Raw genomic sequence first — 13,571 nt, 5'->3', positions numbered from 1 at the left:
TTTCTTCATAGTGATCTCGGAACAGTTCCTGTAGTGTATTACGTTTCATAGATATCATTATGAAGGATTTAGGGCAAAAAACAACCCTAACCCCTCATGAGTGAGGGGCAGGGGAGTTGAGGTGCCGCAGGCACTTTTTTAAAGTTGTGTTTGATATACCGTTAAAAAGTTTGTACAATTAATCTATAGAAGGAGTGATGGAATGAAAGGAATTAATACACAGGTTCTATGGAAAATAATGCAGCTTCTTGAAGATGAGCATGTGGAAAGTGCTTTGACAGACGCATTTGAAGCACTTGTTTCAGAGATTGGTGCTTCTTCAGGGGCAATATGGCTTAAAAATGATGATACAGGGCTGATAAACAGCATAGTTTCTATTGGAAAGGATAATATTGCAGGTTTTTCAGTTGAAAAGGACCATGGAATAATTGGCGAAGCATGTAAGGCTAAGGAGGCTATACATATTTCTGACACTTCAAAAGACGAACGGTTCCCCGGAGGAAAGGATGAGATATCCGGCATAGAGATTAGCAATGCTTTTTTTATGCCTATGATTTATAGAAGAGAGACAGTTGGATGTGTTGAAATAGTAAATATGGATAAGGATCAGATACCGGAAGAGGATATAGCCCTTATTCATTCTTTTGCAGGAATCATCACTCTTTTTATCAATGAAAATGGGTATTCCTATGTTGCAGATTCTGACAAGAAAGCAATAATGACTCTTCGAGGTATTACTAAAGATTACCCTTCCGGAATGGATGTAACCCATGTCCTTAAGGGAGTAGATCTTGATGTTTATGAAAATGAACTGCTTGTAATATTGGGAGAGAGTGGTTGTGGTAAAACAACGCTTCTTAATATAATCGGAGGTATGGATAGTCCTACAACAGGAGAGATAACTCTTGATGGCAAGGATTTTTCCCGCCCAACAGAAAAAGAGCTGGTTGAATTCAGGAGAAATTATATTGGCTTTATTTTTCAGTCATATAATCTTATGCCCAATCTTACAGCTCTTGAAAATGTTAAGTTTATATCTGAAATATGCAAGGATCCTGTTGATCCTGCAGAAGCTATTGATATGGTTGGACTTAGCAGCCGTGCCAACAATTATCCTTCAATGATGAGCGGAGGACAACAGCAGCGAGTGTCAATTGCAAGGGCAATAGTAAAAAACCCCAGAATCATTTTAGCAGATGAACCTACCGCGGCTCTTGATTTTGAAACGGGGCAAGAGGTTCTTGCGCTTATAGAAGAGCTTATTACAAAGAGGCACACCGCAGTGGTTATGGTTACTCATAATGCAGAAATTGCCAAGATGGCTAACAGAGTCATACGAGTAAGAGATGGAAAAATATCAAGTATCAGAGTCAATCTGTGGCCTGTGCACGCTTTAGATCTTTCCTGGTAGTTTTTAATCAGTATTTGTTTATGCTGGTAAGAGGAACCAAATTAACTTTTTTAAAAGCAATATAGTTTATCACTATGGAGAACAGGGCATTTATTACGACTGATGCCGCCCAGGCAAAAGCAAAGGGACTTCTTACAAACATAAAGGCGTCAGTTTCGAGGCTTTTGATGATGATTCCTGTAAGTGGTATTCCAAATGTAAGTGCAATGACCATGGACAAAATATTAGTCAGGAGAATCTCACGCACAAGATATCCTATAACCTGTGAATTGTAAAAGCCATTTACGCGCATGGTAAGAAGTTCTCTCATTCTATGAGCTACAAGTATGTTACTTAAGTTTAAAAGAATCATAAATGTAAGAAGTACTGAGAATATTATTACTATAGCAACGACTGTGTTATATAAGCTAACTACAGCCATATTTCCATCTCTCAAATCTTTTGTGAGATCAACAGTTGAAACGCCCGGAATTTCAGATAATTTGGCTTTAAGCTCCTTTGGGGATTGATCTGTAGTTTTTATATAATAGGTATTTGGATCAGGAGCCTGTCCAAATACTTTTTCATAGTAATCCCTTGTCATAATAATGGTTTTCCCCGCGTAAAGCATAAAAGCTTCCTGAACATTAACTTCTGAGTCTTTCAGATTCCCACTTATCAAATGAAGAGTGTCATTTTTGGAAAGTCCATTTTTTTCTTCCATCTCTTTTGTTATCAGTACTCCATCATCAGTAAGAGAGATGTTTTTCCCATATTCATCTTTTAATGTGTAAAACTTTTCAAAATTCTCCATGTTATCGACGCATATTATTGTAGTAAGTATCTGAGAGTTATCTTTGGTGATAACTCCAGCACTGATAGGAAGATAAAGCGTTTCATATTCAGAGATTGCTTCTTTCAAATACTCTTTTTCTTCATCAGTTATAGTACCTGATTCTGTTACAGACAGATCATAATGCCATATATCAAACATCTGGCGGCTTAGAGCTCCTTCGTAGGCAAGCTTTATATCAATTCCAAATCCTACTACAAATACGCATATTACGATTGTAACTATTGAGACAATTTCCCTGCCTATATCAGTAAAAAGATTTCGTATTATAAGTTTAAAATACACACCATTGGTAAAGCTTTTTCCTGCTTTTTTTGCGTATTTTTTAACAGGCTCGTTGCCATTTATAAGTCCAACAGCAGAGCAATGTATATATTTGTGACAGGACCAAAAGACTGCTATAGCTGTTACAAGAACCTCAATTGATGGCAGTAGTATGATCATTGGGATATTGTGCCCTGTGCCACTTAGAGGAAAAGCTAAATTGTTTCTCATGGTATGGATAAGAAGTTTCTCTATCGCAAAGCCTCCTGCTATGCCCGTGCCGGCACCTAAAAGAGCAGCTGATACACCAAAAATAATATACTTTCGCATGATTTCCGATTCATGCATTCCGAAGGCTTTGCAAGTGCCGATTTGGCTGGTTTGTTCCTCTATGATAATAGTCATGGTAAAAAAGCAAACTATTGCAATTATGCTTGCATATAAAGGTGTAAAAGCAGCGAAAAAGCCGTTAATAGCCTTCATGTATGATTTAGTCTGGACATAAGGAAAATTTACATCTCTAGATTGCACAACATATGTACATGGTGTTGTTTTGGCTGTTTCAATTTGCTGCATATATTCAGCAAGTTTGTTATCAGCTTCTTTTTTTGCATTGTTATATTCTAAAGTAGCTTCAATGATTGCTTTTTCACCTTTTTCTTTTTGATCGGCATATTCATCTTTTGCAAGTAAAAGCTTATCTTCAAGAGTTTTTATTGTTTCATCTGCATCTATTTTTTTAGAACTAAGAGTATTCCTTGCTTCTTCTAACTTAGCTGCACCTTCGGCCTTTTTTTCTTCAAATTCATTTTTGGCATCTTCAAGCTGCTTTCTTGCTTCAGGTTCTCTTTTGGCCAGTTCTGCTTTTCCCTCTTCAAGTTTCTCCTGACCTTTTTGGAGATCGTACCAGCCTTGGTCTAGCATTTGTCTGGCTTCATTTAACATTTCCAAACTGTCATCGTATTTCTTTTGACCTTCTTCCAATTCCTCTTTGATGTTTACTAAATTGGAAAACTGCTGTATGGCGTAATCTATATCACCTATATTTGAAAAAGCATCGTGAAAACTTTCAGGGGCATTGTCATAGGCCACAAAAAGCTGCTGATATCTTTCAATAGTATTTTTTCCTTCGGCATCTCTTAGTATTTCAATAGTTTCTTCAGTTCCTTCAATGGATTCCAGAATGCTGATAGTTTCTTCTATGACGCTGTCATTTATTACACTGTCAAGCATGCTTGTTGTTTCATTGTATTTTGCATAACCCTCGTTAAGTTTTTCTTTTCCCTCAGCGAGCTTTTCAAGACCTTCTGCGTATTCAGCTTCTTTTTCTTTAAGATATTTTTCCGAAGCATCAAGAGTCAAAAAGGCATCGAAGAGCTGAAACTTTGCATCATTTAGCTCTTTTTCCATGTCTTTTTCTGCCTGCTCGAGCTGAGACTTACCATCTGTAAGCATCGTATTGTATTCTTCTTCGCCGGATTGTATTTTTGCAGCTGCTTCTGCAAGCTCTTTTTCAGCGGTGGCTTTGATAGTATTTAATTCTTCTTCGCCATTTTCAAGTGTGATGCGGGCAGTATCTATACCGGATTTGAAAGTGTTAATGTTCTTATCAAGCTCACTTTTGGCTTTAGAGAGTTCTTCATTAATTGTTTCTTTTGCGTTGTCATACTCATTGTTAAGTTCTTCATTAAGGGTAAGGATCCTTTCATCTGACATTGAAAAGATATGGTCTTCCAATAAGCTCTTTATCTGTGTACTTCTTTTTTTATAGGATGTTGAGAAGGTATCCTCTGTAATATCAGCATCTATAAGGACATTGGAGTAGTCAAAGGACAGAGTAGATGTGTTAAAGCATGAGAGTGGAAGGACAATATAATCTGTAGAAATGTTGACCATATAATCCGGATGGGAAGCAATTCCTGTTATTTTGTATTTCTTATTGGAAATAATGCCATCGAATCTGGCAGATGCAATATTTACTATAATTTCGTCACCAATTTTTGCCCCAATTTTGTTCAGGGCGCTGTAGGAAACTATACATTCGGACTCAGAAGAAGGCAGCGTTCCTTCAATTACTGTGGGAGTGCTGATCTTTTCCGTGGTTGAAAGGACAGTAACGCCTGTGCTTTTATTATCTAGCGACAATTCACCTGGAAAGGAAATCTGCCCTTCCACTTCATTTACACCATCAAAGCTTTTTATCTTGGCAATTTCATCTTCTTTAATTCCCATATTGCAGGATATATCAAAGTCCTTGAAGTTTTGTTGCAATATAAAAGAAGAACTGGCTTTTTTTACAGTAGATGAACCGAAGTACAGGCCTAAAATGAGCGTTGTTCCAATAAACACTATTGTGACTATAGAAAGCCAGGATACTATTCTTACTTTAATGTTACGGAGTGCGTCAATTAGCCATACTTTCAGCATGAAGAAATCTCCACTATTATTGTTTCTTGAAATACAGAGCATTAGTAGTCTATAAAACAATTATACCACAAGTTTGATTTCGACTGATTTCTTAAAGGATTATGTATGGCTAATATACTGAAAAAGTTGTATACTTTTTTAGTTGGTTTGAATTAAGAATATGAGGAGTTGGAAGTGAAGAGTTCTCTTTATCTCGTTATAAAAAGAATAGTATCAGCGGTATTTCCTGTTTATCAGGTTGAAGGTATTGAAAATCTTTCTCATGGACCGTCGGTAATTGTGGGAAACCATTCACAGGCCTTTGGTCCTCTTGCAGTTGAGCTATATTTTCCGGGAAACCATTACACCTGGTGTATATCTGAAATGATGGAAAGGGACAAAGTTGCAGACTATGCATACAAGGATTTCTGGTCAAAAAAGCCGCTTCTTTTAAGACCTTTCTTTAAACTTTTTTCCCATATCATTCCTCCGCTTTCAGAGCTCATTTTTACCAATGCAGATACGATTCCGGTATATAGAGATAGGCGTGTGCTGAAGACTTTTCAGCTTTCTTGTGATAAGCTAAAAGCTGGCGCCGCTATAGTTATTTTTCCGGAAGATTATACAAAGTACAATAACATTGTTCATGAATTTCAAAGGGGCTTTGTTCATGTGGCCAAGTATTACTATAGGCAGAATAATGTTGCAGTTTCTTTTGTTCCAATGTACGTTTGCCCTGAACTAAAAAAGCTTGTTTTTGGAAAGCCTGTTATGTATGACCCTGATTCTAAAGTGGATGTTGAGGCAGATAGAATCTGCAAATATCTGCAGGAGAGTATTTCTGAGATTGCGTATAGCCTGCTAAGGCACAGGGTTGTACCATATCCCAATGTATCAAAAAAGAATTATCCGTTTAATGAAAGAAAATCATGAAAAGACCTGTTGTAGATTATAGAAAACTTAGATTATCAAATATTACAAGTAAAGAATATAGACATTTACTGCTTCTTATCGGTTGGATTGCTTACTTTTTTATGTATTTTGTTACGGAACGTCTGATCCCCGAAAGCAGATGCCATATAGTTCATAGCCCTGTGGATGACATCATACCTTTTAATGAGTACTTTGTACTTTTCTATGTTTCCTGGTACTTTTTTATGGCAGGATCGTTACTTGTTTTTGCGCTCTATGATATAGAGAGCTTTTTAAGGGCACAGAAGATAATAGTAGGAATGCAGATAATATCAGTTATAACGTATATTGTATGGCCAACTGTTCAATATCTTCGTCCTGATCATTTTGAGTACACCAATTTTTGTACATGGATCCTGGGGATAATATATGGGGTAGATACTCCTACAGGAGTATGTCCCTCACTTCATGTAGGTTACACATTGGCTGTGCTTTCTGCCTGGATTACGTGGAATGGCGTCAGGTTATGGAAAAAGGCTTTTATAACAATATGGGGATTTCTTATATGTATTTCAGTCTGCTTTGTTAAGCAGCACTCATTTACCGATGTATGGGCTGCAGTTGTATTATATTTGTTTCTGGAAGTTTTACTGTTTTGGAGGAATATTAAGTTGGGAAAAAGAAGATTAGGCGACAGATCTGATGGGGTACAGATAAGAGATATTGATGCTATGCATTATGTTATGCCTCTTATGTATCCAAACAGATGTGATAATGAAGCGTATATGAAACTTTCTGTTGATATATCAAAAACCGAAGATTACATTAAGAAATACAATGAAAACCATCCTGAGAGCAGAGTAGCCATTTTTGATATCATTATTGCAGCGATGCTAAAAACCTTAAGACATCGTCCGCAGATGAACCGCTTTATAGCAAATCAGACTATGTATCAGCGAAACGCTATAACTGCCGCATTTACTGTAAAAAAAGAATTCAGAGATGATGGAGATGAGACTCTTGCCAGAATCGTTGCAGAAGATACCGACACCCTTGAAAGCATAAGCTTTAAAGTCAGAGATCAGATAGCCAAGTGTAAAGTTCAGGATGATGAATCCACAGATGCTATGAATTTTATAAAGAAGCTTCCTGCCAAGCATTGTATAGGAGCAGCAGCCAGATTTTTAGACAGACACGGCTGGATGCCAAAGTCTGTGATTGCCACAGATCCTTATCAGTGTTCTGTAGTACTTACCAATTTGGGATCTCTTGGAATGGATATCGGTTATCATCATCTTATGAATTGGGGAACAAACTCCATATTTGTCATAGTTGGAACCAAGAAATATAAGCCCTATTATGACAAAGACGGAAATGTTACCATGAAGAGAGTGATTGATCTTGCAATCACACTGGATGAGAGAATTTCTGATGGTTTTTATTATGGAAGATCATTAAGGCTTGTTCAGAAGCTCATTGAAAATCCAGAGCTTTTAGAGAGCGAGCTTTCAAAAGAAATATAGTTCATTTCCGTGATCTTTAAGCCACTTACGGCACTTTTTGTAATCAGGCAAAACAGATTCCACATGAGCCCAGAATCTGGGAGAGTGATTCATTTCTTTTCTGTGACAGAGCTCATGTACAATTACATAGTCCAGTATTTCCTCCGGGGCGTTCATTAGCAAACAGTTGAAATTGAGGTTTCCTTTAAAACTGCAGCTTCCCCAGCGGCTTTTTTGCATTCTGATCGTTATGCGGCCATAATCAACTCCGATTATGTCTGCATATTTTTTTACCTTAACAGGGATTATTCGTTTGGCTCTGGTAGTAAGCAGGCGTATATCCTGTTCGGTTAGAGGCGTTGAATTCTCTTCATTTATTTTCTTTATTTTCTGACGTTCATTCATTTTGGATAAGTTTTTTTCAATCCAGTCAGCTTTTTCGCCAATGAAGTTGTTTATTTCCTTTTCAGAGATTCGTAGCGGTGCCCTTACTATAACCCGGCAGTCGGAGGTTACTTCTATACATAAAGTTTTTCTTTTACTTCTGACTAATTTAATTGGTAACATTTATTACCCCTTTCAAAACAATATAAAAATTATTTTATACTTTTTTTAATATTTAGTGTATTGCTTTTACAAAAAATAAGGTTTAAGATATGAATTGCAAACAATTAAATAGCACAATAAAATGATAGAGCGTTAAGTATAGGATGGTGCTGTTTAAAAAGGGTTATAGAAATATTAATTGCATAAAGGAGGTATTTATATGACAAAGATCGAGCTACTTAAAGGTTTTGCAAAAGGTTGGTTTGGAAATTCTCAGCAGCATTCTATTCATGCTCAGCTTCTTAAGCAGAGAGGCTTTGGAAAGCTTGCTGATAAGATTATGGCTGAGTCAGATGAAGAGTGGGACGAAGCCAAAAAAGTAAATGAACGACTTATTCAGCTGGGTGAGACACCGGTTGTAGCTATTGAAGAATACCCCATTATTACTGATATAAAAGAAATGTTGGAGTATGACTGTAAGGACAGTGCGCAGGCGCTTCCGGAGATGAGCAAGTGTCTTTCTATGTTTGAGGATGATTACGTTACTAAAAAAATGATTGAGCAGTTTATTGTTGATGAGCAGGAACACTACAGTTGGGTTAAACAGCACCTTAATCTTATCAAAGAGATAGGGTATGAAAACTATTTGATCGAACAGCTTGGGTAAAAGAATAAAAGCAATCCTTTTAAGATACATATCCGTGGAAAATGGATTGATTGCATAAATGCAACTATGATTGAGGAAAGCATGTCGCTTGCGGCATGCTTTCATTGTATATAAGGAACTGGAGTGAAACAATTTGAATATTTTGCTACATTTTCTCAAGGTGTTTTCTCATCAATAACAAAACGTGATACAATAAAAATATATACGCAATTACATAAGAAGGAGAAAACGCTATGGATATTCAATACTTATTGTGGTTACAGGAACTTCGAAATGCTACCGGAGGATTGTTTGATGAGTTTTTTAATGCCATTTCGAAGTTTGCCGTTGATATTTTGCCTTTTCTTCCCTTTGTGATCTTTTGGGGAGTTGACAAGAGATGGGGCTACATTTTTCTGACCAACCATTTCTTTGGAGAAATTATCAATGGACTTATCAAACTTACGGTTTGTGCTTATCGTCCATGGATAAGGTCGGATTTAATTGAACCTGCTGGTGATTCCAAAGTAGCGGCAACCGGATATTCTTTTCCAAGTGGTCACACAAGAACTGCAACAACAAATTATGGGACTGTCATAGCCTGGCAGAAAGATAAGCGAAAAGGAATTTCTATTCTTTGCGGTGTTTTGATTCTGCTTACCGCTTTTTCGAGAAATTTCCTTGGAGTGCATACTCCTCAGGATGTTTTGGTTGCTTTTATAGAGTCAATTATCATTATTTGCGTTGTTCTGGCAGTTTCAAAGAAAATAGAAGGCAATGAAAAACTGATAGATATTCTGACTTTTGCAGGAGTCATTTTTGTTATTATTTCTCTGATATATATTCAGGTAAAGCCATATCCGATGGATTATGACGCATCCGGAAGCCTTCTGGTTGATCCGCAGAAGATGATGAATGATTGTTTTAAGGCCTGTGGCGCATTTATTGGTTTCCTGATTGGAAGTTTTATAGAGCGTCACTATATTCACTATGAAATTCCGTTTGGCTCAAGAAATCTTCCTTTACTTGTGTGTATAGGAGTAGCAATCACATTTGTGTGGAAAGAGCTGTTTGCACCGGCAACAATTGTTGCAGCATTTGGACCACATTGGGGACATTTACTTGCTCGTTGCATAATGCTTCTTTTTGCTATGTGTGTATGGCCAATCGTATTAAAAAAAGAGTGCAAATAATAATTGAGAATATGGATTTAGAACCGGAGACAAAAAACTGCATATAATGCTGCATGAGAATAAAAAGATTCCTGGTCATGGATCTAAGGTCCAGACCGGGATATTTTTTATTACTCTTTAAAAACCTTTGTTCTTACTATGAAGTATACACTTATAGTTACGGCACCTGTAAGGAGCCATGAAAGTGGATATACATGGAACAGAGAACTGAAGGTGTGATGGGTTGGAATATAGGTAAAAACATATATCAGTCTGAATATGCAGGTTCCAAATATTGAAATAAGTGCCGGGAAAAGTGAGCGGTTCATACCTCTAAGGCACCCTCCGCTTATTTCATAGGTTCCGATAAGATAGTGGAATAAGAAAGCACTGTTAATTCTTATCATGGCATATTCTATAACGGCCGGATCAGTAGTAAAAAGATTTATTACCTGATATCTTAACAGGCTAAGAATGATGACTACAACAACCGATGCTCCAATTCCGCAACTCATGCATATTCTGAAAACCTTCTTACATCTGTCATATCTTTTGGCACCATAATTCTGACTGGTGAAGGTTACAGCCGCCTGAGCAAATCCACTCATGGCGCAGTAGGATATGAAGTCAAAATTGGCTGCCGCTGTAGCACCTGCTATAGCATCAGCACCAAAGCTGTTTACCGTAGATTGAATGACTACGTTTGACAAAGAGAAAACAGCGCCCTGTAATCCTGCCGGAAGTCCAATCTGCATCATCTTAAGAAGGTAATTTTTGTTTACACTAAGTTTTTTAAAGCTTAATCTGAAAGTAGCATCTTCTGTCATAAGGAAGTATAAAACAAGTCCTGCACCAAACATGTTTGAAAAAACGGTAGCAAGGGCAACTCCTATTACATGAAGATGGAAGATAATTACAAATATCAGATTCAATATGATATTGATGATGCCTGAAAGAATCATGGCATAGAGAGGTCTTTTGGAATCACCTTTACTTCTGAGTATTGCAGAGCCATAGTTGTATATCATAAGTGCAGGCATGGCAAAAAAATAAATCCGAAGATAAAGGATTGCGAGGCTTAAAACCTCTGTTGGTGCAGCCATCAGTATCAAAAGAGGCTTAGACACAAAAAAGCCAATTACAATAAGCGAACATCCGGCGATGAGAGAAACTGTAATAACGGTGTGTACGGTCTCATTGATCCTTTCCTTATGACCGCCGCCTATTTCCATGGCAATCAGGGCGTTGGCTCCTACCGACAGTCCCACAAAAAAACTGATTATAAGATTTATTACAGAGGAATTACTTCCTACAGCGGCCATGGCCTGGGGGGAAGCAAAACGTCCTACCACAGCAAGATCAGCTGCATTAAAAAGCTGCTGCAGGATACTTGTCATGGCAAGAGGAAGTGCGAACAGGACTATTTTGTCTAAAAGAGTCCCTTCTATCATATTTGTCATTGTTCGATTAAGATTTGTATTAGATTTTTTCATAAAATAATTATAACACACCGAAAATATGGAAATTATGAACTTTTGTGTATTTTACTGGAATAATCATTGATATATAATGGATATCAGTAAAATACCTGGAGGGAAATATGGCAGAAACAATTACTCTGACTATTAAAAAGCAAAAAAACATAGCACTTATTGCACATGATGGAAAAAAGGCTGAACTTATAAAATGGTGCAAGGATAATGCTGAAATACTGAATAAGCACTTTTTGTGCGGTACAGGAACTACGGCTCGTATGATAACAGATGCAACAGGACTTCCTGTAAGGGGCTACAATTCAGGTCCACTTGGCGGAGACCAGCAGATTGGAGCCAAAATTGTAGAAGGAAAAGTGGACTTCGTAATCTTTTTCTCTGATCCTTTAACTGCTGCTCCTCACGATCCCGACGTTAAGGCGCTTATGAGGATTGCGCAGGTTTATGATATTCCTTTTGCTAACAATAAAGCTACAGCAGACTTTTTGCTTCATTCATCATATATGGATGAAGAGTATGATCATGACGTTATCAATTTTAGACAGAATATAGAACACAGAGCAGAGACGTTGCTGTAAAAGACTTAGGAGAGTATTTTGACGTAAGCATTTAGCTTCGGACAGAATGCTCTCTTTTTGTATGTACGTAAGTGGATTGGCTGCGTACGCCACTCTTGACTGAACCTGATGGAAACACAGTAGCCATCTTGCCGACGGTGAGGATGATGGGAACAGTGAATTTTCACTCACCGTCGGGTACCGCATTTTAGCGTTTCCATCAGAACCCGTAAAGGGCAAGCACCTAGCGGTGTGGCTGGTGTAGCTGTTTTATATTAACTCGACTATATGCTTGCTATAATTTGAATCTACTGCGTTGTCATCAGTCGTCGATGGACGCCCATCGACTCCATCTTCCGCCTTGTAGATTGCAAATTATATCTAAGCAATATAGTCGAGAAATATAAAAACAGCCACACTAGATATAGTATTTTGCTTAAGATTTATTATTAAATATTTACTATAATTTATACTTTCTTAATCGTTTTCGTACGATATCCCGACTATACTAAATATAGATTTTTTGACTTTTCTTATTTTGGTTCGTATAAAATATCGGAACCAAAAACAGAAGAAAACGGGAGGTTTGTATGAAGAAGATTGTTCGTATGAGGGAAATTAACGATATAACTTTAGCATTTATGATGCTTGGTCTTGCAGAACTGATATTTGGAATGGCTATGCTTGTGGCAGGTGTAATTAGCTTTAGCAGGGATATATTTATTACAAATATAATGATAGATGCTTTTATTCACGGAAGTGCTCTTGCTTTAAATGGAAGTATGCTCGTGTTCCTATGCATTATGTCAACTCTCTCTGCAGTAAGCAGAGTTAAAGTGAATATTCTTTTTTCACTATCATCATTATCTATAGCTATCGTTGTGATTGGGATGATCAGAGAGCTTTGCGTTGAAGAACAGGGCTTTGCTCTTGCGTTTTCGGCGATAGAGCTTTTGATCTGTGGAATTGTTCAGTTTGTACTTTTCACGACCAAACGTTATCTTGGAAGAAGATCAAACACAGAGAGTTATACATGGTCAAATGATATGGTACTTAAGAAGGTAGGATGATCAAAAAGCGAAATGCAAATGAAGCATTTAGCTTACGTCAAAATACTATCCCTTTATATGTGCGAAAGTATTATTATAAGCAAAAGAATTCAAACTTTGTATGGTTGTAAGTGAATCGGTTGCGTACGCCACCCTTGACTGAACCTGATGGAAGCGCAGCAGCCATCTTGCCGACGGCGAGGATGATTGGAACAGTAGATTTTCGCACACCGTCTGACACAGCATTGTAGCGTTTCCATCAGAACCAGTAAAGGGCAAGCACCTGCGGTGTGGCTTTTTTTCTGCCTCAGGTTCCGAATCTAGGAACAGTTGTGACGGACACTTTTCTACCTCCGGGTAATTTTTTAATTTTCTGACCTTTTGCCCGTATTTTCATAGTGCCCATGGGCAATATTTAATTTTCTCTGACTTTTACCCGAGTTATCAAAACATTCATTGGGTAAATCTATTATTTTTTTCATATTTGCCCAAGCTTTTTAATAATTCTCGGGTAAAAATAACTCTTTTTATTCCTTTACCCAAATCATTCACTAACTCATGGGTAAAAACCTGCATTTTGTTCTTTTTACCCGCGATGCTCTTGAAAAAGGAATGCCATGGGTAAAGAAAGCAAAAAACAGTTATTTACCAATGAATATTGAGTAAGCTTGGGTAAATATGTGGAGAATTGTCGAATTACCCAATGGCTGGCCGGAACATTGGGTAAAAAGCAGGGTATAACCCCTTTCTATAGTATGACATCTTGAACTAAATATCAGAA

General features: G+C 37.4%; 10 protein-coding genes. 7 read left to right on the top strand and 3 right to left on the bottom strand.

The window, feature by feature from the left end:
* The first annotated feature begins 202 nt into the window (after positions 1-202).
* A complete protein-coding gene (locus J6O61_RS03560) occupies positions 203-1,411 on the top strand; it encodes an ATP-binding cassette domain-containing protein (RefSeq protein WP_292209688.1) in 1,209 nt (402 codons plus the stop codon).
* 7 nt (positions 1,412-1,418) lie between these two features.
* Here the strand turns inward: J6O61_RS03560 and J6O61_RS03555 are convergent, their stop codons facing one another.
* Positions 1,419-4,934: an FtsX-like permease family protein gene (locus J6O61_RS03555; RefSeq protein WP_292209685.1), complete on the bottom strand. Its 3,516-nt coding sequence runs from the start codon at positions 4,932-4,934 to the stop codon at positions 1,419-1,421.
* 174 nt (positions 4,935-5,108) lie between these two features.
* Between J6O61_RS03555 and J6O61_RS03550 the strand changes: the two genes are divergently transcribed.
* Together J6O61_RS03550 and J6O61_RS03545 are read left to right on the top strand one after the other, a co-directional pair.
* Positions 5,109-5,846: a lysophospholipid acyltransferase family protein gene (locus J6O61_RS03550; RefSeq protein ID WP_292209683.1), complete on the top strand. Its 738-nt coding sequence runs from the start codon at positions 5,109-5,111 to the stop codon at positions 5,844-5,846.
* Positions 5,843-7,348 (top strand): 2-oxo acid dehydrogenase subunit E2, encoded by a 1,506-nt coding sequence (locus tag J6O61_RS03545; RefSeq protein WP_292209680.1) that lies wholly within the window; start codon positions 5,843-5,845, stop codon positions 7,346-7,348. The genes J6O61_RS03550 and J6O61_RS03545 overlap by 4 nt, the downstream gene beginning before the upstream one ends.
* Here J6O61_RS03545 and J6O61_RS03540 read toward each other — a convergent pair.
* Positions 7,334-7,894 carry a M48 family metallopeptidase gene (locus J6O61_RS03540; protein WP_292209676.1) on the bottom strand — a complete coding sequence of 187 codons (561 nt, stop codon included), beginning with the start codon at positions 7,892-7,894 and terminating at the stop codon, positions 7,334-7,336. The genes J6O61_RS03545 and J6O61_RS03540 overlap by 15 nt on opposite strands.
* Positions 7,895-8,093: 199 nt before the next feature.
* Here J6O61_RS03540 and J6O61_RS03535 point away from each other — a divergent pair, with 199 nt between their 5' ends.
* Both J6O61_RS03535 and J6O61_RS03530 read left to right on the top strand, forming a co-directional pair.
* Entirely contained in the window at positions 8,094-8,540 is a 447-nt protein-coding gene (locus J6O61_RS03535) for a ferritin-like domain-containing protein (RefSeq protein WP_292209675.1), read from the top strand.
* A 233-nt stretch (positions 8,541-8,773) separates the two neighbouring features.
* Positions 8,774-9,712, top strand: a complete 939-nt coding sequence (locus tag J6O61_RS03530) for a phosphatase PAP2 family protein (protein WP_292209673.1) — start codon at positions 8,774-8,776, stop codon at positions 9,710-9,712.
* 110 nt (positions 9,713-9,822) lie between these two features.
* On the opposite strand, the gene J6O61_RS03525 is transcribed toward J6O61_RS03530, so the two are convergent.
* Positions 9,823-11,151, bottom strand: coding sequence for an MATE family efflux transporter (locus J6O61_RS03525; protein WP_292209669.1), 1,329 nt, complete (start codon positions 11,149-11,151; stop codon positions 9,823-9,825).
* A gap of 140 nt (positions 11,152-11,291) precedes the next feature.
* Between J6O61_RS03525 and J6O61_RS03520 the strand changes: the two genes are divergently transcribed.
* Together J6O61_RS03520 and J6O61_RS03515 are read left to right on the top strand one after the other, a co-directional pair.
* Complete coding sequence (locus tag J6O61_RS03520) at positions 11,292-11,762, top strand: methylglyoxal synthase (RefSeq protein WP_292209667.1); 471 nt, start codon at positions 11,292-11,294, stop codon at positions 11,760-11,762.
* A gap of 569 nt (positions 11,763-12,331) precedes the next feature.
* Complete coding sequence (locus J6O61_RS03515; RefSeq protein ID WP_292209664.1) at positions 12,332-12,811, top strand: hypothetical protein; 480 nt, start codon at positions 12,332-12,334, stop codon at positions 12,809-12,811.
* Positions 12,812-13,571 lie beyond the last annotated feature (760 nt).

This window comes from Butyrivibrio sp. (genome assembly GCF_017635265.1).
GTDB lineage: Bacteria > Bacillota > Clostridia > Lachnospirales > Lachnospiraceae > Butyrivibrio.
This window is presented reverse-complemented; position numbering and strand designations above follow the sequence as displayed.

Bases quoted from the DNA above. Each gene is read 5' to 3' on its own strand.
- J6O61_RS03530 (WP_292209673.1), top strand. From the start codon at position 8,774: ATGGATATTCAATACTTATTGTGGTTACAGGAACTTCGAAATGCTACC.
- J6O61_RS03535 (WP_292209675.1), top strand. From the start codon at position 8,094: ATGACAAAGATCGAGCTACTTAAAGGTTTTGCAAAAGGTTGGTTTGGA.
- J6O61_RS03540 (WP_292209676.1), bottom strand. From the start codon at position 7,894: ATGTTACCAATTAAATTAGTCAGAAGTAAAAGAAAAACTTTATGTATA.
- J6O61_RS03555 (WP_292209685.1), bottom strand. From the start codon at position 4,934: ATGCTGAAAGTATGGCTAATTGACGCACTCCGTAACATTAAAGTAAGA.
- J6O61_RS03545 (WP_292209680.1), top strand. From the start codon at position 5,843: ATGAAAAGACCTGTTGTAGATTATAGAAAACTTAGATTATCAAATATT.
- J6O61_RS03560 (WP_292209688.1), top strand. From the start codon at position 203: ATGAAAGGAATTAATACACAGGTTCTATGGAAAATAATGCAGCTTCTT.
- J6O61_RS03520 (WP_292209667.1), top strand. From the start codon at position 11,292: ATGGCAGAAACAATTACTCTGACTATTAAAAAGCAAAAAAACATAGCA.
- J6O61_RS03515 (WP_292209664.1), top strand. From the start codon at position 12,332: ATGAAGAAGATTGTTCGTATGAGGGAAATTAACGATATAACTTTAGCA.
- J6O61_RS03525 (WP_292209669.1), bottom strand. From the start codon at position 11,151: ATGACAAATATGATAGAAGGGACTCTTTTAGACAAAATAGTCCTGTTC.